Genomic DNA, 17,211 nt, shown 5'->3' on the forward strand with positions numbered 1-17,211 from the left:
GTTGAATGTGGGGGCCCGGCGCGCGGGGGCGGCGTCCGCCCCCGCCCGCCGCCCCCGGCCCGCGTGGGCCCGCGCGGCCCCGCCGTGCGTCCGGGCGTCGTCCGCCCCGTCCGTCACACCGTTCCCGCAGCTCACCCCAGGGGGTGAGGCGCACCGTTCGGCTCAAGCCGGGTCGCCGCCACGCCGATGACAACGACAGCCGGGCAGCGCCGATGCCGTGCCGCCGCCCTCCCTCCCCTCCCCGATCCGTGAGGACCACCCCGTGATCCGTGTGACGCGCCTGAACGGAGAGCGGTTCGCGCTCAACCCCGACCTCGTCGAGAGGGTCGAGGGCCACCCCGACACCGTCGTCTTCCTCGTCGATGGGACGAAGTACGTCGTGGCGGAGAGCGTCGAGGACGTCCTCGACGAGATCCGCGAGTACCGCGCGAGCATCCTCGCCACCGCCTACGAGATGGACCGCGGCACCTACCGCTCCGGGTCCCGTCCGGGGGCGGACGACGCGAGCGCCTCCGTCGTCCCCTTCCCGGCCCGCGAGGAGCGCTGACCCGTGGATCCCGCCACCCTGATCGGGTTCGCCATCTCGCTCGTCGCCCTGGTCGTCTTCATGATCCTCGAGGGCGCCGACCCGACGTCCCTGATCTTCCTGCCGGCGATCGTCCTGGTCGTCATCGCGACCTTCGGTGCGGCGGCGGCCAGCCAGACGATGGACGACCTGAAGAAGGTCGGCAACTGGTTCAAGATGGCCGTGCTCCCGGCGAAGGTGCCGCCGCCGACCGAGCAGATCCAGACGCTGGTCAGCCTCGCCGAGAAGGCCCGCAAGGAGGGTCTGCTCGCGCTGGAGGCCCAGGTCAAGGCGATCGACGACCCGTTCCTGCGGCGCGGCCTGCAGATGGGCATCGACGGCACCGACCCGGAGGAGCTGCGCACCGTCCTCGAGTCCGAGATCGCGGCCAAGAAGGCCGAGGACAAGGTCGCCGCCAAGTTCATGAACGCCATGGGCGGCTACGCGCCGACCATCGGCATCCTGGGCTGCATCGTCGGCCTGATGAACGTCATGGGCAACCTCAACGACCCGGAGTCGCTGGGCCCGATGGTCTCCGCGGCCTTCATCGCCACGTTGTGGGGCGTCATGGCGGCCAACTTCTGGTTCCTGCCGATGGGCGCCAAGATCCTCCGGGTCAGCGAGCTGCAGGCCGCCCAGATGGAGCTGCTCGTCGAGGGGATCACCGAGATCCAGGCGGGCACCAGCCCGCGGGCCGTCCGGCTCAAGCTGACCTCGCTGGTGCCGCCGGGCTCGCTGGCCAAGGAAGCGGCCTGACCTCGTGAGCACTGGTCACGGCCGCCGACGCGGCAAGAAGCACGAGGAGCACGAGGAGCACGAGAACCACGAACGGTGGCTGGTGTCCGGCTTCGACATGATGACGCTGCTGTTCGTGCTGTTCGTGGTGCTCTTCGCGATGAGCAAGGTGGACGAGCAGAAGTTCGCCGCCCTGGCCAAGGGCATGGCGGACGCCTTCGGCGGGCCCATCGCCGTACAACCCGGGCCGACGCCGGAGGGCTCGGTGCTCGACGGCCTGCCCGGTGCGGTCGACATCGCCTCGGCGATCGCCCCGGACGAGACCGTCGAGCAGGCCGAGGTCGACGCCGCGGCCGCGCAGGCCGCGCTCGCCGAGGCCCAGCGCGTCGGGGCCGAGGCCCAGGCCGAGTACGACGAGCTGGCCGCCGCGCGGGACCGGATCGAGTCGGCCCTGCGGATGGCCGGCTACGAGGACGCCGCCCGCTTCGAGATCGACGAGCGCGGGCTGGTCGTGCACATCGTGGCCGACCAGGTCCTCTTCGACGCCGAGGAGGCGGTGCTGCGACCGGAGGGCCGGCGGATCCTCGACGCGGTCGCCCCCGCGCTGCGCGCCCTGCCCAACGACCTCGGCGTCGAGGGCCACGCCAACCACCTGCCGGTCACCCCCGGCGGGCCGTGGCCGTCGAACTGGGAGTTGTCGGCGTACCGCGCGACGACCGTCGTCCGCCACCTGGCCGGGGACGGCGTCCCGCAGGAGCGGATGGCGGCCAACGGCTACTCCGACACCCGGCCGCTGGTGCCGGACTCGGACCCGAACGCCGTGACCGTGAACCGCCGCGTCGACGTGGTGGTCATGTCCGACGCCTCCGCGGAGGCCAACGAGTTGCTGCCCGGCCTGGACGCCGGGGCCCAGGAGGAGACCCATGGCTGAGAAGAGCAAGAAGACCGAGGAGACGCCCGAGGACGGCGAGGCCTCGGGTGGTGGCAAGAAGAAGCTCCTGATCATCGGCCTGGTGGCGGTGCTCGCCCTGGCCGGCGCCGCGTACTTCTTCCTGTTCGCCGGCAGCGGCGAGGCCGCGGCCGAGGAACCGGTGGCCGGGGAGGTCCTGCCCCTGGACTCGATCGCGGTCAACCTCGCCGGCGGCGGCTACCTCAAGGTGGGCATCGCGCTGCAGCTCACCGAGGCGGCCGCGGGCGGTGGCCACGGGGGCGCCGCCGTCGACGGCTCCAAGGCCCTCGACCTGGTCATCGCGACCTACTCGCAGGCCCAGCCGGCCGACGTGACCGGCGCCCGGGACGCGCTCAAGGAGGCCCTCGAGCACAAGATCGTCGAGGCCTACACCGAGGACGGCCACGAGATGGTCATGGGCGTCTACCTCACCGAGTACGTCACCCAGTAGCCCCGGGCGACCGGCCTCACCCGTGGTCGGCGCCCCAGTGGACCCGGGGGCGGCTGTGCAGTCCTGTCGCGACCCTGTCCGGCTCGACTCCGCGCCTCGTGTGAGGACCCCGCTGCCCCCCACCGCTCGCACGCTCGCGGCGGGACCCTGCAGCTCGCCGACGCTCGCTGCGATGCTCCCTCGGCTGTCGTCGAGCGCACGCCCCAGTCGTCACAGCCGCCCCACCCGCCCGCCCTGACCGGCAGCGCCTCGCGCGCCGGTCAGGGCGGCGTCGTCTCCCGCCGATGGGAGGGGGGTGACCCGCCCCGAGAACGGACCGGCGCCCACCGGGCGCAGCCGGCGCGGCGAACCCCGCACCTACGACTTCCGCCGGCCGACCAAGCTCTCCCGCGAGCACGTCCGCGTCCTGCAGATCGCCCAGGAGGCGTTCGCCCGCCAGGCCACGACCGTGCTCACCACCATGCTGCGCACCGGCGCCCGCATGGAGCTGCTCGGGATCGAGCAGCACTCCTACGACGACTACGTCGCGACGCTGCCCAACCCGCACTTCGTCGTGACGTTCACCCTCGAGCCGCTCGCCGGCAAGGGCGTCCTGGCCTACCCGCTGGAGATCGCGATGGCCAGCGTCGACCACATGCTCGGCGGCTCGGGGGCGGCCGACCAGCCCGACCGGCCGATGACGCTGATGGAGACGACCATCACGAACCACCTGCTGACCCGGCTGCTGCAGGAGTTCACCGCGTCCTTCGCGCACATCGTCGACCTGCAGCCGGAGCTCAGCGAGGTCGAGTACAACCCCCAGCTCGCGCAGGCCGCGGCCGGCTCGGACACCGTCATGGTGGCCACGTTCACGCTGGGCGTCGGCAGCCGCGCCGGCGAGGCCACGCTGGTGCTGCCCTTCTCCGGGTTCCAGACCGCGCTGAACAACGCGGCCTCCCCGCACCTGTCCGAGTCGGCCCAGGCCACGCGCCGCCGGGCCCTCGCGGCGCTGACCGAGCGGCTGACCATGGTGCCGGTCGAGGTCGGCGTCCGGTTCAGCCCGCTCGAGGTCTCCTCCGAGGACCTGCTCTCCCTCGCCGTCGGTGACGTGCTGCTGCTGCGGCACCCGCAGGACGCGCCGCTCGAGGTCACGACCAACGACGTGACGTTCGCCTACGCGATCGCGAGCAACCACCGCCGCCGGCTCGCCGCGGCCATCGTCCCCACCCCGGCCACCACCCAGAAGGACACCGCATGACCGCCTCCGTGGAGCACGCCCAGGCCTCCGAGACCGTGATCGCCGTGGTGGCCTCCGCCGCGCGGGCCGCGGCTGCGCTGGTCCCGGCCACGGCCGAGCTGGTGCCCGGCACCCCGGTCAACGACCCCGACGCCGTGCTGCTGCCGGCCGAGGCCGCGACCGCGGTCATGGCCCGCCTGTCCGGCGAGGTCAGCGGGGACGTCGTCCTCGTGGTGTCCGCCGAGATCGCCGACGCCCTGGCCAACTCCCCCGTCGGCCCGATGGACGTCGCCGCCGCGCTGCGCCCCGCCCTGGAGGCCGCCGCCGCGACCCTGGGCCGGGTGCGGGTGGACTCCGAGCGCACCGAGGACCCCGACACCGCCATGGACGGGCTGCGGGACAAGGGCATGTTCGTCGCCGTCCCGCTGCTCGCCGGCGGCACCACCGTGGAGGCGACCCTCGCGCTGCAGGTGACCCTCCCCCAGCCGCGCGCCCGGCGCGGCAGCCTCGACCTCCTGCGGCACGTGGCCATGGAGGTCACCGTGGAGATCGGCCGCACCCGCATGACCGTCGGCGAGCTGCTCTCGCTGCACCCCGGGGAGGTCGTCGAGCTCGACCGGGCGGCCAGCGCCCCGGCCGACCTGCTGGTCAACGGCACGCTGATCGCCCGCGGTGAGGTCGTCGTCGTCGACGAGGACTTCGGCCTGCGGATCAGCGAGATCGTCACCGACGCCGGCGAGGTCGCCCCGTGACGTGGATGATCATCCGGCTGCTGCTGTCGCTGGCCTTCGTCGGCGGGGTGCTCTGGTTCGCCGCGCGGCTGGCCAAGAAGCGCGGCCTGGGTGGGGGCAACGGCCTCATCGAGGTCGTCGCCCGCCAGCGCATGGGGCGGGCGAGCAGCGTCAACGTGCTGCGCATCGCCGACCGCGTGCTCGTCGTCGGGGCCACCGAGGAGCAGGTGACCCTGCTCGCCGAGGTCGACGGCGACCTCGTCGAGGAGACCCTGCAGGAGCGGCAGGCGGCCCTCGCCACCCGGACCCCCGCACCCGTCGGCGCGGGCGGGCTGGCCGGCTCGGTGTTCGACCGCAACGGCTGGACGTCGTTCGTGCAGCAACTGCGGGAGCGGACGGTCCGCCGCTGATGACCTCCTCCCCCGCGCCCACCCGGGGCGCCCCGTTCGCACGCCGCGCGGGCCTGGTCCTGCTGCTGGTGGCCTTCCTCGGCGTGGTCCTCACGCTGCTGGCCGACCCCGCGTCGGCCGCGCCCACCGCGCCGACGCCGCCCACCGACCCGACCGCGCCGGTCGTGCCCGCCGTCGACGGCGGGGTGGACATCTCCGTCGGCGGCGGCAGCCCGAGCAGCTCGGTGACGCTGATCCTCGCGATCACCGTGCTCTCCGTGGCCCCGGCGGTGCTCCTCCTCGCCACCTCCTTCACCAAGATCGTCGTGGTGCTGTCGCTGACCCGCAACGCGCTGGGCATGCAGTCCTCGCCGCCGAACACCGTCATCACCGGCATCGCGCTGTTCCTGACCCTGTTCGTGATGGGGCCGGTCCTCGGCGACATCAACGAGAGCGCGGTGCAGCCCTACCTCGACGGGCAGATGACGGTCTCGCAGGCCTACGACGTCGGCGTCGTCCCGCTCAAGGAGTTCCTGCTCGACAACACCCGCCAGGACGAGCTCGAGCTCATGGTCGGCCTCTCCGGGGAGGAGGCGCCGGCCGACCGCGAGGCGGTCAGCATGACCACCCTGGTGCCGGCCTTCGTCCTCTCCGAGCTCAAGAGCGCCTTCATCATCGGCCTGGTCGTGTTCATCCCGTTCCTGGTGCTGGACATGCTGGTCAGCGCGGCGCTCATGGCGATGGGCATGATGATGGTGCCGCCGGCGATCGTGTCGCTCCCGTTCAAGCTGCTGCTCTTCGTGGTGGTCGACGGCTGGGCGCTGATCACGACGGCGCTCGTGGGGAGCTACTCATGAGCGACACGAAGACGACACGCGAGCGAGCGTCGCTGTGGGCGCCGCGGAGCCGACAGGTCGCGAGCATCGCAGCGAGCGCCAGCGAGCGAGGAGCGGAGCGACCGCGGAGGCGACCCATGCCGTCGACCGGGGAGCGGAACGAGCGCGGAGTCGAGTCATGAGCGACGCCGACGTCACCGAGATCGCCATCCAGACGATGATGGTGGCCGCCAAGGTGGCGGCCCCGGTCCTGCTGACCGCCCTGCTGGTCGGCTTCCTCATCTCGCTGTTCCAGGCAGCGACGCAGATCCAGGAACCGACCCTGTCCTTCGTGCCGAAGATGATCGCCGTCGCGATCGCCCTGCTGGTCACGGGCAACTGGGTGCTCTCCGAGCTGGTCAGCTTCACGCACGGCCTGTTCGACACGCTGCCCCGGCTGCTCGACCGGACCTGAGGCGCACGCCATGGACCTCGAGGTCCCGGCGGGCACGCTGGCGGCGCTGCTGCTCGGCACCGCCCGTGCCACCGGCTTCGTCCTGCTCGCCCCGCCGTTCAACACCCGGAGCATCCCGGCCGCGGTCAAGGGCGCCCTCGCCCTCGCCCTGTCGGTGGCGCTGCTGACCCGGATCTCCCCGGAGATGCCCGAGCCGACCGCCGGCTTCCTCGTCGTCGGCGCGATCACCGAGGTCGCCATCGGCGCCGCTCTCGGCTTCGTCGTCCAGGTGCTGTTCGCCGCCGTGCAGTACGCCGGCGACCTGATCGACCTGACCGGCGGGTTCTCGCTGCAGCCGGCGTACGACCCGCTGTCGATGGCGACCAGCTCCTCGATCGGCCGGCTGCACTACCTGCTCGCCACCACGCTGCTGTTCACCAGTGGCGGCCACCTGCTCATCGTGCGCGGCTTCGCGACCTCGTACGAGGGGCTGCCGGTCGGCGCCAGCGTGCCCACCGAGCAGCTCGGGCACGTGCTGGTGACGGCGTTCTCGATGATGTTCCTGGCCGCGCTGCAGATCGCCGGGCCGATGGTGGCGGTGCTGCTGCTGGCCGACGTCGCGATGGGGCTGCTGAGTAAGGCCGCGCCGCAGATGAACATCTTCGCCCTCGGTTTCCCGGTCAAGATCATGCTGACGCTGGCCCTGCTGGGGCTGACCTTCCCGCTGCTGCCGCCGGCCCTCGACGCGCTGCTGGACCACGCCGCGCGGGCGATGGTCTCCCTGCGGAGCGGCTGACCCGTGGCTGAGGCGGTGGCCTGATGGCCCAGGACGGCCCGGGTGGTGAGAAGACCGAGAAGCCCACTCCCAAGCGCCTGAAGGAGGCGCGCAAGGAGGGGCAGATCCCGCGGACCCAGGAGCTGGGCACCTGGGCGGGGGCGGCGGCGGCCAGCGTGCTGCTGCCGATGCTGGTGGGCAACGCCTACGACTCGGTCGGCGCGCTGTTCGTCCAGGTGGGGTCGGTGGCGACGCACCCCGAGGCGGAGGCGGTGTCCGCGCTGCTCGGGCAGGCGCTGACCACGTTCCTGACCACCCTGCTGCCGATGGCGCTGGGGCTCATGGCCGTCGGGGTCCTCACGTCCGCGGCGCAGGGCGGGGTCACCGTGTCGAGCAAGGCGATGAAGCCGTCGCTGAAGAAGCTCAACCCGTTCCCCGGGATGAAGCGGATGTTCGGCACCCACGGGTGGTGGGAGGCCGCCAAGGCGCTCATCAAGACCGCAGCGCTGGCGACGGTCGTCGTCGTCACCGGGGACGACGCCATGGCGCTGGTGTCGTCGGCCGGGGCGCTGCCGCTGTCGTCGGTGGCGGCGACGTTCAGCGACTCCGCCGTCCTCATGCTCCGGGTGGTGGCGGGCACCGGGCTCGCGATCGCCGTCGCCGACTACGTCGTCGTCCGCCGGCAGATCATGAAGAAGCTCAAGATGAGCCGGTACGAGATCCAGCAGGAGCACAAGCAGTCCGAGGGCGACCCGCACGTGAAGGCGCAGCGCCGGTCGGCGCAGCTGGCCATGTCGCGGAACCGGATGATGAGCGAGGTCGCCACCGCCGACGTCCTGCTGGTCAACCCCACCCACGTCGCGGTCGCCCTGAAGTACGAGGCCGAGCGCGGGGCGCCGCGGGTGGTGGCCAAGGGGGCCGACGAGGTCGCTGCCCGGCTGCGCGAGCGCGCCGAGGAGGCTCGGGTGCCGATGGTGCAGGACATCCCGCTCGCCCGGGCCCTGCACGCCTCCTGCGAGCTCGGCCAGGAGGTGCCCGCCCAGCTGTTCACCGCGGTCGCGCGGGTGCTGGCCTTCGTCATGCAGCTGTCGGCGCGCGGCGTCCGGGGCGGGTTCCACCGGCCGGGGTTCGAGGCGCCCGACGTCGCGGGGCTGCCGAAGTCCGGTCGCCGCCGCGTCCCGCTCGACCAGTAGCCCCCGCCGGCCGGCGCCGGTGGGACCGCTGTGACGGGTGGGGCGGACGGCGCCGTCGGCGGTGCCCCGGTTGAGCCGAACTGCCGATGAGTTCACTCGTGCAGAAACTGACGAAGGCCGCCGTCCCGATCGGCGTGGTGGCCATCGTCCTCATGCTGGTCGTCCCGCTGCCCTCGGCGGTGCTCGACCTGCTGCTGGGCTTCAACATCACCGCCGCGCTGCTGATCCTGCTGGTCTCCATGCAGATCAAGCGGCCGCTGGACTTCGCCGTCTTCCCGTCGCTGATCCTCATCGCGACGCTGTTCCGGCTGGCGCTCAACGTCTCCTCGACGCGGCTGGTGCTCACCGACGGCTACGCCGGCAAGGTCATCGAGGCCTTCGGGCACTTCGTGATCGGCGGCTCGCTGGTCGTCGGCCTGGTGATCTTCGTGATCCTCACGATCATCCAGTTCGTCGTCATCACCAACGGCGCCGGCCGCGTCGCCGAGGTCGGCGCGCGCTTCACCCTCGACGCGATGCCCGGCAAGCAGATGGCGATCGACGCCGACCTCAACGCCGGGCTGATCAACGAGGAGCAGGCGCGCAAGCGGCGCACCGAGGTCACCTCCGAGGCCGACTTCTACGGCTCGATGGACGGTGCCTCGAAGTTCGTCAAGGGCGACGCGATCGCCGCGATCATCATCACGCTGATCAACCTGGTCGGCGGGTTCGCCATCGGCGTCATGCAGAACGGCATGGCCCCCGCGGACGCGGTCTCCACCTACTCGCTGCTGACCGTGGGCGACGGCCTGGTCTCGCAGATCCCCGCGCTGCTGCTGTCGACCGCGACCGGCATCATCGTCACCCGCTCGGCCTCCGACGGCGACATGGGCAGCGACCTGCTCAGCCAGCTCGGCCGGTTCAAGCAGCCGGTCCGCATCGCCGGCGGCGCCGCGCTCGCGCTGTGCCTGATCCCGGGCCTGCCCAAGCTGCCGTTCCTGCTCATCGGCGGGCTGTTCCTGCTCATGGCCGCCCGCATGACCGAGGAGCCGGTCGAGGACCCGTCCACCGCGCTCGCCGTGGCCGACGACGAGCCCAAGCCCGACTCCCCCGAGGCGATCGCCGAGAAGATGCGGGTCGACCCGCTCGAGCTCGAGGTGGCCTTCGACCTGGTCGACCTGGTCGACACCGCCCGCGGCGGGGACCTGCTCGACCGCGTCAAGGCGCTGCGCCGGAAGGTCGCGATGGACACCGGCCTGGTGATCCCGCTGGTCCGCACCCGCGACAACCTGGACCTGCCGTCGTCGCAGTACGTCATCTGGCTCAACGGCGTCCCCGCGGCCAAGGGCACCTCCCCCGCCGGCACCGTGCTGGCCATCGGCGACGCGCTCGACGGGCTGCCCGGCAAGGCCACCCGCGAGCCGGTGTTCGGCCTGCCCGCCAAGTGGGTGCCCGCGGAGCTGCAGCGTCAGGCGGAGATGGCCGGCGCGACCGTCGTCGACCGCTCCTCGGTGATCACCACGCACCTGGCCGAGGTGGTCCGGCAGAACGCCGCCCAGCTGCTCGGCCGCGAGGACGTCCGCCTGCTGGTCGAGATGGTGCGCCGCACCCACCCGATCGTCGTCGAGGAGCTCACCCCGACGCTGCTCACCCTGGGCGAGATCCAGCGGGTGCTGCACGGGCTCCTGGAGGAGAACGTCTCCATCCGCGACCTGGTGCGCATCTTCGAGGCGCTCTCGCTCCGGGCGAAGGTCGCCACCGACGTCGACGGCCTGGTCGAGGCCGCCCGCGCGGCGCTGGGCTCGGCGATCAGCCAGCCCTACGTCACCGAGGACGAGCGACTGCACGTGCTCACCCTCGACCCCGCCTTCGAGCAGCGACTGCTGGAGGCGGTGCGGCACAGCGACGGCCAGCAGGTGCTGGCGCTGGACGCCGGCACGGTCGACGCGCTGGTCAACGGCTGCACCGGCCTGCTCGGCGACGCCGAACGGCTGGGCCTCGCGCCGGTGCTCGTGTGTTCCCCGCAGGTCCGGGCCGCCCTGTCCCGCCTGATGCGTCAGATCCTCCCCCGCCTGCCGGTGATCTCCTACACGGAGGTCTCCCGGACGGCCCAGATCGAGTCACTGGGAGTGGTGAACGGTGCCGTTGCCATCCGTTGAGGCCGCCACGCGCGAGGGCGCCATCGCCGCCGCGCGGGAGAAGTACGGGTCGTCCGCCCGGATCGTCGGCATCCGCCGCGTCCGCACCGGCGGCGTGATGGGCTTCTTCACCACCGAGCGCTTCGTCGCCGAGGTGGAGGAGGTCGCCTCGCCGTCCCCCGTGGAGCGCCGGCCCGCCTCGCGAGCGGAGTCCGCCGCCCGCATCGAGGCCGCGCTACGGCGCGCCCCGGTGCTGCCGGACGCGGACGACGCCGTGGACGAGGTCGCCGGGCTGCTCTCCGGCGGCGACGCCCCGGGCGTCGACCTCTACTCCCGCAGCGCCGCTCGCCCGGCCCGCTCGGCCGCCGGCCGGTCGCGGACGGGCTCCGCCGCCGGGCGCCCGACGACGGGCCGGGCCGCCACCCCGGCTGCGGCTCCCGCTGCGGCCCCGGCCCCGGCTCGTGGCGCGGCTCCGGCTGCGGCTGCCTTCGCGGCTGCGGCCCCGGCTCCGGCTCGTGCTGCGGCTCCGGCTGCGGCTGCGGCTCCTGCTCCGGCGGACGACGTCCCGCTGTCCCCGTCGCCGTTCACCGCCGCCCTGGCCGCGATGGTGGCCGGGGACGCCGAGGTGCGCGACGCGGTGGAGGAGGCGGTCGCCGCGGCGGCGCCCGCGCCCGTGGCCGCCGCTCCGGTGGCCCCTGCCGCTCCGGTGGAGCCGCCCGCTCCGGCGCCGGTACCCGTCTGGGAGGCGGTGGCCCCTCCGGCTCCGGTGGCCGCTCCGGCCCCGGTGGCCGCTCCGGCTCCGGTGCCGGCTGCCGCGGAGGAGCTGGTGGTCGAGGCCCCGTCGGTCGCCGCGGCCCCCGCGGTCGCGCCGGTGGTCGAGGCCGCGCCGGTGGCTCCGGCGGTCCCGGCGGCCGCGCCGGTGGCTCCGCAGGCCGACGTCGCCCCGGTCCCGCCCACCCCCGTCGCCCCTCCGGCTCTGCCGGTGGCCGACGGCGCCCCGGTCGCGCCCGTGGCCGCCCCGGTGGCCGCCGAGGTCCCGCCGGCGCCGACGGTCGCCCCGGTGGCCGACGTCCCGCCGGCCGTCCCGGTCGCTGCCGAGCTCGAGCCCGCGCCGGTGCCCGCCTGGGCCAGCGAGCCGGACTTCTCCACCGGCCCGATCACCTCCCGCGAGGAGGCGATCGCCGAGGTGCTGCGGGCCGCGCTGGCGCACGACACGTCCGACGCCGCCCTCACCCAGCTGCTGCGCGGCGTGCTCGCCGGCTCCGCGGTCCAGGACGACCGGCGCGACGAGGCCGCCGACCTCGCCGCCGAGGCCGCGTTCGCCGAGGCGCACACCGTCGAGATCCCGATGTGGGTCGAGGCCACGGCCGAGGCCGACGAGTGGGAGGTCGTCGCCGAGGTGCTCGCCCCGACCGCGAGCGACCCCGCGCCGATGCCGCTCGACGCGACGACCATCCTGCCGCCGCTGTCGCTGCTGCCCCCGCCCGCACCGGGGACCGCCCTGGCGATCCCGCCGCTGCTGTCGCGGCCGCCGGTCCCGCCGGCGGTCCGCCGTCCGGGCGTCCCCGGTCAGCAGGTGGCGCGGACCGCCGGAGCCCGTGGCGCCGCCGGGTTGGCCACGGTCACCCGCCTCCCGGTGGACAAGCGCGCGGCCGCCTGGCGCGAGAAGCCGGTCGTCGTGACGTCGGTGCGCCAGCACCCGGCGCCGAGCACGCCGTCCGGACCGACCGTGGGCCCGGCCGAGGACGCCGTCGTCCGCCGGCTGCTGGACCTCGGCGTGCCCGAGCACCTGCTCGGCGACGACTTCGCCCTCGAGGTGTCCCGGCGCGGGACGTACGCCGCGCTCACCCGGGCCCTGGCGGCCGGCCTGCCGACGGCGCCCGCGCTGCCCGGCGGCCCCGGTGAGGTGCTGCTGATCGTGGGTCCGGGCGTGGAGACCCTCGCCGCGGCCCGGTCCCTGGCCGCCTCGCTGCGGCTGGACGGCGAGCGGCTGCAGTGGGCCTCCCGCGGCGACCTGGCCGCCCTGGCCCCGCACGGCAACCGGATCAGCAGCATCGACGCGGCCCTGGAGCGCAAGCAGGAGGCCGACCGGTCGGGGACGCTGACCATCGTCGCCGTCGACGCCCCGCTGCGCGCCGGGAGCGCCACCTGGCTGGAGCAGATGATCGCGGTGTTCGCCCCCGCCGGGGTGTGGGCCGTGGTCGAGGCCACCCGCAAGCCCGAGGACGTCCTGCCCTGGCTGGACGGGCTGGCCCGCGTCGACGCGCTGGTCGTGCAGGACACCGACCTCACCGCCGACCCGGCCGCGGTCCTGGGGCGCACCCGCACGCCCGTGGCCCTCCTCGACGGCGCCCGCGCGACCGCGCACCGGTGGGCCTCCCTGCTGTGCGAGCGGCTGGAGAACTCCGGGGCATGAGCCCGCTGAGGTGGGACGTCCTCGGGGTGGGGTTCGTCCTCGCCCTGCCGGTCCTCGCGCTCGGACTGCGCGGTGACCTCACGCTGGAGGAGGTCGTCGTCCGGCTGACGTGGTGCCTGGCGGCCGCCTGGGGCGCGGTGGCGCTGCTGCGCTGGGCGAGCACGCCGCGTCGTCCGTCGCGCCCTCAGCCCGCCGCGGCCGACCCGGAGCCCGACCCGGCCCCCTGACCCGCCGCCTCCTGCGGTGTCGCCTCCTGCGGGGCATTGCCGGGGTTCCTCGTCCAATGCCGGTCCTGCAGGACCGGCAACCCGCGAGGAACCCCGGCACTGCGCGTTCTCCACAGGTTCCGCGGCCATCCACGGACCGGGGCCGCGGCCGCTCGTGGTGCCGGCAGTCGGACACCGTCGGTCGCATGGAACCGCACCCGCACGACGAGGTCCTGCTGCGCCGCGCCGCGGTCGCCACGGGCTGGTCCGACGACGAGCTGGCCCGGCACACCCGCGGTGGCCGACTGGCGCGACTCCGCCGCGGGGCCTACCTGCCGGGCGCCGTTCCGGTGGACCCGGTCGCGCGGCACCGCCTGCTGGTGCGGGCCACGCTGGCAGGCCTGCGGCGGCCCGCCGTGGTCAGCCACCAGTCGGCCGCCGTGCTGCACGGCCTGCCCCTCTGGGGAGTGGGCCTCGGCCGGGTCCACGTGACCCGCCGTCCACCCGCTTCCAGCGAGGCCGGCCGCCTGCTGCGCAGCCACGTCGCCCGACTGCAGGACGACGAGGTGGTGACGGTGGACGGCCTGGCGGTGACCTCACCGGTGCGCACGGCCCTCGACCTGGCGCGCACGCTGCCGCTCGAGCCGGCGGTGGTCGCCCTCGACGCGGTCCTGGCCGCCGAGGTGGTGGAGCACGAGCAGCTCCGGGGCGCCCTCGCCGGCGTGGCCGGGACACGGGGATCCCGGGCTGCGGCGCGCGCGGTGGACCTCGCCGACGGCCGCAGCGAGAGCGTCGGGGAGAGCCATAGTCGCGTCCTGCTGCACCGGCTCGGGTCGTCCCCGTCGACGCTGCAACGGGAGATCCACTCGGCGGACGGCGTGTTCCTCGGCCGGGCGGACTTCGCCTGGGAGGCGGAGGGAGTCCTCGGCGAGTTCGACGGCCGGGTGAAGTACGGGCGGGCGCTCCGACCGGGGCAGGACCCCGGGGATGCCGAATTCGAGGAGAAGCGGCGGGAGGACGCCCTCCGCGACGAGGACTGGCGCGTCGTCCGCTGGACCTGGGCCGACCTCACTCCCGGCGACGTGGTCGCGAACCGAGTCGGACGGGCCCTGGCCCGAGGACGACGTCGGGTGGGGTGAGGCCCGTTGCGGGCGTTCCCCGCGGACTGCGGGTCCTGCAGGACCGGCAGCGCACGAGGAACGCCCGCAATGGCCGCCGGGCGTACGAGCGGTCGGCCGCTGGCACGAGCGGTCGGCCGCCGAGGTCAGAGGGGCAGGTCCTCCAGCATCTCGGTCACCAGCGCCGCGATCGGCGAGCGCTCCGAGCGGGTCAGGGTCACGTGGGCGAACAGCGGGTGGCCCTTGAGCGCCTCGATCACCGCGGTGATGCCGTCGTGCCGACCGACCCGCAGGTTGTCCCGCTGGGCCACGTCGTGGGTGAGCACCACCCGGGAGCCCGAGCCCAGCCGCGACAGCACGGTGAGCAGCACCCCGCGCTCGAGCGACTGCGCCTCGTCGACGATCACGAACGAGTCGTGCAGCGAGCGCCCGCGGATGTGGGTCAGCGGCAGCACCTCGATGAGGTCACGGGAGGCGATCTCGTCGAGCACGTCGGTGGACACCAGCGCGCCCAGGGTGTCGTAGACCGCCTGCGCCCAGGGCGACATCTTCTCGCCCTCGCTGCCGGGCAGGTAGCCGAGCTCCTGGCCCCCGACGGCGTACAGCGGGCGGAAGATCACGACCTTCTTGTGCGCCCGCCGCTCCATCACCGACTCCAGGCCCGCGCACAGCGCCAGCGCCGACTTCCCCGTGCCGGCCCGCCCACCCAGCGAGACGATCCCGATCTCCGGGTCCAGCAGCAGGTCCAGCGCCACCCGCTGCTCGGCCGACCGGCCGTGCAGGCCGAACGCCTCCCGGTCACCGCGGACCAGCCGCACGTGCTTGTCGGGGGTGACCCGTCCCAGGGCCGACCCGCGCGAAGAGAGGAGCACCAGCCCGGTGTGCGGCGGCAGCTCGGCCGCGGCGGGCAGGAAGACCTCGCCGTCGTCGTACAGCGTCGAGAGCTCGGCGTCGTCCAGCGGCAGCTCGGCCATCCCGGTCCAGCCGGCGTCGACGGCGTCCAGCGCCCGGTACTCGTCGGTCTCCAGGCCCACCGCCGCGGCCTTGACCCGCAGCGGCACGTCCTTGGTGACCAGGCAGACGTCGCGGCCCTCGGCGCGCAGGTTGAGCGCCACCACCATGATCCGGCTGTCGTTGCTGTCGTTGCGGAAGCCGGCCGGCAGCACCGACGGGTCGCTGTGGTTGAGCTCGACGTGCAGGGTGCCGCCGTCGTCACCGACCGGGACCGGGGAGTCCAGGCGGCCGTGCTGCACCCGCAGGTCGTCGAGCAGCCGCAGCGCCTGGCGGGCGAACCAGCCCAGCTCGGGGTGGTTGCGCTTGTCCTCGAGCTCCCCGATGACGACGAGCGGGAGCACCACGTCGTGGCCCCCCAGGCGCATGAGGGCGCCCGGGTCGGAGAGCAGGACGGAGGTGTCGAGGACGAACGTGCGGCGAGTTGTCACGGGTCGACTCCCCTGGGGCGCTGGTCGCACCCCGGCTCGAAGGTGGCCGGGCCCCGGCGCAGGGGCCGGGTACCGGCCCCCCTGGTCGACGAGTACGTCAGCACCAACCGGGCCTCCCGTGGAGGGCGAGGTGAGCTCGTCCTCCACCGCGGACGGTAGGCGTGGGAGGTGACAGGAACGTGTCCGGTCGGCGTCGTGTCACCCTGTCGGGGCACCACCGGCACCAGGAGTCTCAGCGGCTCCGGCGCGGCCGGGCCGCGACCAGCGCCCAGACCAGGGGCACGAGGAGCACCGGCCACTGCAGCGACAGGTCTCCGATCCACCAGATCCCGCCCACCAGGAGCACGGCCAGCCAGCCCGCCGTCCACAGGCCCAGGTCGCGGGCCTCCTCCGGGTCGCGCGGAGCCATCAGGTCAGGCGGACCGCAGCTCGCGCGCGACGGCGCCCGGCGTCAGCGGCTCGTCGAGCAACCGCACGAACCGGTCGGCGACGGGCTGTCCGGCCGGCCGGGCGTCCAGCCACGCCGACAGCAGGTCGAAGCCCTCGACGTAGGTGGTGATGTAGGCCCGCCACAGCGGGTGGGTGAGGAAGCGCAGCTGCTGGCGCGCCCGGTCGGCGCTGACCATCGACCACCGCTGGATGTAGGCCGCCACCTCGTCGGCGTGCGCGCCCCGGTCGTGCAGCAGGACGGCGGCGTCCTGGCGCACCCGGTTGAGCGGCGCCGCCGCGGCCGCGATCCGCTCGGCCAGGTGGCCGTCGAAGCGCAGCCCCAGGTCGCCGAGCACCTCGGCCGCCCACGGGCCCCACCCCGGGCCGATCGCCGCCTGGACGCCGAGGTCGGCCAGCCCCTCGGCCATGAGGCACTCCGGGGTGTTGACCAGGAAGACGGTGTGCTCCAGCCGGGAGGCCCGCTCGACCAGCCCCTGCTCCTTGCGGCAGTGCTCGGTGTGGTGCCCGGGATAGGCCTCGTGCGCGACCAGGTGCGGCAGCTGGCCGAGCCGGTGCGGCAGGTCGGCGTTGATCGCGACCCGCGAGTGGTAGTCGCCCTCGTAGTAGTTGAAGCCCGACCACGGCTGGTCGGTGACCACCTCGTAGTGCACCGTCTCGGCCTCGGGCAACCCGTACTGGCCGCGCACCCGGTCGCGCAGCGCGCTGGAGAGCGCCTGCACCGCCTCCGCCAGCCGCCCGGGCGGGCACTCCTCCCGGCGCCGGTGCGCGGCGTACCGCTCGGCCAGCGGCCCGCTCCCGGGCAGCAGCGCGTCGAGTTCGGCGTGGGCCGCGGCGTACACGGCGGGGTCGCCCAGGGTGACGTCGACCTGGAAGTAGCTGGAGACCTCGTCGAGGAAGGCCACCGGCTCGCCGCTCATCCTCCGGGCGGTGCACTCCAGGCCGGTGAGCTGTCCGCGGAGGAACTCGGCGCGGTCGGCCGGCAGGTCGGCGACGTCCACCTCGCGCAGCAACGCCCGTGCCTGGTCCCGCAGCTGCTGCGGCGTCGGCGCCGGCTCGGCCTCCACCGCGGCGCGGATCCGCTTGTCGCCGGTGTAGGCGTCGACGAAGCCGGACTCCAACCGGTCGAACCGCAGCCCCAGCTCCACGTACTCCAGGGGGACGTCGAGGGAGGAGGCCGCCATGACGAGGA

At 74.1% G+C, this 17,211-nt stretch carries 18 protein-coding genes; 15 read left to right on the forward strand and 3 right to left on the reverse strand.

Annotated elements, in window-relative coordinates:
* Nucleotides 1-262 precede the first annotated feature (262 nt).
* The 15 genes from ACI79D_RS23315 to ACI79D_RS23385 all read left to right on the forward strand — a co-directional run bounded on the left by ACI79D_RS23315 (nucleotide 263) and on the right by ACI79D_RS23385 (nucleotide 14,151).
* A complete protein-coding gene (locus ACI79D_RS23315) occupies nucleotides 263-547 on the forward strand; it encodes a flagellar FlbD family protein (RefSeq protein ID WP_456920908.1) in 285 nt (94 codons plus the stop codon).
* A gap of 3 nt (nucleotides 548-550) precedes the next feature.
* Nucleotides 551-1,321 carry a motility protein A gene (locus tag ACI79D_RS23320; RefSeq protein WP_456920909.1) on the forward strand — a complete coding sequence of 257 codons (771 nt, stop codon included), beginning with the start codon at nucleotides 551-553 and terminating at the stop codon, nucleotides 1,319-1,321.
* A gap of 4 nt (nucleotides 1,322-1,325) precedes the next feature.
* Nucleotides 1,326-2,231: a flagellar motor protein MotB gene (locus tag ACI79D_RS23325; protein ID WP_456920910.1), complete on the forward strand. Its 906-nt coding sequence runs from the start codon at nucleotides 1,326-1,328 to the stop codon at nucleotides 2,229-2,231.
* Nucleotides 2,224-2,700: a flagellar basal body-associated FliL family protein gene (locus ACI79D_RS23330; protein ID WP_456920911.1), complete on the forward strand. Its 477-nt coding sequence runs from the start codon at nucleotides 2,224-2,226 to the stop codon at nucleotides 2,698-2,700. Before ACI79D_RS23325 ends, ACI79D_RS23330 begins: the two co-directional genes overlap by 8 nt.
* A 295-nt stretch (nucleotides 2,701-2,995) precedes the next feature.
* Nucleotides 2,996-3,937 (forward strand): flagellar motor switch protein FliM, encoded by a 942-nt coding sequence (locus ACI79D_RS23335; RefSeq protein ID WP_456920912.1) that lies wholly within the window; start codon nucleotides 2,996-2,998, stop codon nucleotides 3,935-3,937.
* Nucleotides 3,934-4,668, forward strand: a complete 735-nt coding sequence (gene fliN / locus ACI79D_RS23340) for a flagellar motor switch protein FliN (RefSeq protein ID WP_456920913.1) — start codon at nucleotides 3,934-3,936, stop codon at nucleotides 4,666-4,668. Before ACI79D_RS23335 ends, fliN begins: the two co-directional genes overlap by 4 nt.
* Before the next feature lie 5 nt (nucleotides 4,669-4,673).
* A complete protein-coding gene (locus ACI79D_RS23345) occupies nucleotides 4,674-5,057 on the forward strand; it encodes a FliO/MopB family protein (protein WP_456920942.1) in 384 nt (127 codons plus the stop codon).
* On the forward strand, nucleotides 5,057-5,893 hold the full coding sequence (gene fliP / locus ACI79D_RS23350) for a flagellar type III secretion system pore protein FliP (protein WP_456920914.1): 837 nt from the start codon (nucleotides 5,057-5,059) through the stop codon (nucleotides 5,891-5,893). The genes ACI79D_RS23345 and fliP overlap by 1 nt, the downstream gene beginning before the upstream one ends.
* Before the next feature lie 157 nt (nucleotides 5,894-6,050).
* A complete protein-coding gene (gene fliQ / locus ACI79D_RS23355; RefSeq protein WP_456920915.1) occupies nucleotides 6,051-6,326 on the forward strand; it encodes a flagellar biosynthesis protein FliQ in 276 nt (91 codons plus the stop codon).
* A 10-nt stretch (nucleotides 6,327-6,336) separates the two neighbouring features.
* The gene (fliR, locus tag ACI79D_RS23360) at nucleotides 6,337-7,101 is read left to right on the forward strand and encodes a flagellar biosynthetic protein FliR (protein ID WP_456920916.1); all 765 of its coding nucleotides are present in this window, start codon (nucleotides 6,337-6,339) and stop codon (nucleotides 7,099-7,101) included.
* 23 nt (nucleotides 7,102-7,124) lie between these two features.
* Entirely contained in the window at nucleotides 7,125-8,273 is a 1,149-nt protein-coding gene (locus ACI79D_RS23365; RefSeq protein WP_456920917.1) for an EscU/YscU/HrcU family type III secretion system export apparatus switch protein, read from the forward strand.
* Between the two features lie 98 nt (nucleotides 8,274-8,371).
* The gene (flhA, locus tag ACI79D_RS23370) at nucleotides 8,372-10,411 is read left to right on the forward strand and encodes a flagellar biosynthesis protein FlhA (protein ID WP_456920918.1); all 2,040 of its coding nucleotides are present in this window, start codon (nucleotides 8,372-8,374) and stop codon (nucleotides 10,409-10,411) included.
* The gene (locus ACI79D_RS23375; protein ID WP_456920919.1) at nucleotides 10,398-12,806 is read left to right on the forward strand and encodes a hypothetical protein; all 2,409 of its coding nucleotides are present in this window, start codon (nucleotides 10,398-10,400) and stop codon (nucleotides 12,804-12,806) included. Before flhA ends, ACI79D_RS23375 begins: the two co-directional genes overlap by 14 nt.
* Complete coding sequence (locus ACI79D_RS23380; RefSeq protein ID WP_456920920.1) at nucleotides 12,803-13,033, forward strand: hypothetical protein; 231 nt, start codon at nucleotides 12,803-12,805, stop codon at nucleotides 13,031-13,033. Before ACI79D_RS23375 ends, ACI79D_RS23380 begins: the two co-directional genes overlap by 4 nt.
* Before the next feature lie 185 nt (nucleotides 13,034-13,218).
* Nucleotides 13,219-14,151 (forward strand): hypothetical protein, encoded by a 933-nt coding sequence (locus tag ACI79D_RS23385; protein ID WP_456920921.1) that lies wholly within the window; start codon nucleotides 13,219-13,221, stop codon nucleotides 14,149-14,151.
* A gap of 125 nt (nucleotides 14,152-14,276) precedes the next feature.
* On the opposite strand, the gene ACI79D_RS23390 is transcribed toward ACI79D_RS23385, so the two are convergent.
* From ACI79D_RS23390 to ACI79D_RS23400, 3 genes are all read right to left on the reverse strand, one after another.
* Entirely contained in the window at nucleotides 14,277-15,572 is a 1,296-nt protein-coding gene (locus tag ACI79D_RS23390; protein WP_456920922.1) for a PhoH family protein, read from the reverse strand.
* 232 nt (nucleotides 15,573-15,804) lie between these two features.
* Nucleotides 15,805-15,981: a hypothetical protein gene (locus ACI79D_RS23395; protein ID WP_456920923.1), complete on the reverse strand. Its 177-nt coding sequence runs from the start codon at nucleotides 15,979-15,981 to the stop codon at nucleotides 15,805-15,807.
* Nucleotides 15,982-15,985: 4 nt separating this feature from the next.
* Nucleotides 15,986-17,203 carry a DUF885 domain-containing protein gene (locus ACI79D_RS23400; RefSeq protein WP_456920924.1) on the reverse strand — a complete coding sequence of 406 codons (1,218 nt, stop codon included), beginning with the start codon at nucleotides 17,201-17,203 and terminating at the stop codon, nucleotides 15,986-15,988.
* Nucleotides 17,204-17,211 lie beyond the last annotated feature (8 nt).

The sequence above is a fragment of the Geodermatophilus sp. SYSU D00708 genome (assembly GCF_054050115.1).

Excerpts from the sequence above, each read along its gene's own strand:
- fliP (WP_456920914.1), top strand. The coding sequence starts at position 5,057 with ATGACCTCCTCCCCCGCGCCCACCCGGGGCGCCCCGTTCGCACGCCGC.
- ACI79D_RS23330 (WP_456920911.1), top strand. The coding sequence starts at position 2,224 with ATGGCTGAGAAGAGCAAGAAGACCGAGGAGACGCCCGAGGACGGCGAG.
- ACI79D_RS23395 (WP_456920923.1), bottom strand. The coding sequence starts at position 15,981 with ATGGCTCCGCGCGACCCGGAGGAGGCCCGCGACCTGGGCCTGTGGACG.
- ACI79D_RS23345 (WP_456920942.1), top strand. The coding sequence starts at position 4,674 with ATGATCATCCGGCTGCTGCTGTCGCTGGCCTTCGTCGGCGGGGTGCTC.
- ACI79D_RS23385 (WP_456920921.1), top strand. The coding sequence starts at position 13,219 with ATGGAACCGCACCCGCACGACGAGGTCCTGCTGCGCCGCGCCGCGGTC.
- ACI79D_RS23400 (WP_456920924.1), bottom strand. The coding sequence starts at position 17,203 with ATGGCGGCCTCCTCCCTCGACGTCCCCCTGGAGTACGTGGAGCTGGGG.
- fliN (WP_456920913.1), top strand. The coding sequence starts at position 3,934 with ATGACCGCCTCCGTGGAGCACGCCCAGGCCTCCGAGACCGTGATCGCC.
- ACI79D_RS23365 (WP_456920917.1), top strand. The coding sequence starts at position 7,125 with ATGGCCCAGGACGGCCCGGGTGGTGAGAAGACCGAGAAGCCCACTCCC.
- ACI79D_RS23380 (WP_456920920.1), top strand. The coding sequence starts at position 12,803 with ATGAGCCCGCTGAGGTGGGACGTCCTCGGGGTGGGGTTCGTCCTCGCC.
- fliQ (WP_456920915.1), top strand. The coding sequence starts at position 6,051 with ATGAGCGACGCCGACGTCACCGAGATCGCCATCCAGACGATGATGGTG.
- fliR (WP_456920916.1), top strand. The coding sequence starts at position 6,337 with ATGGACCTCGAGGTCCCGGCGGGCACGCTGGCGGCGCTGCTGCTCGGC.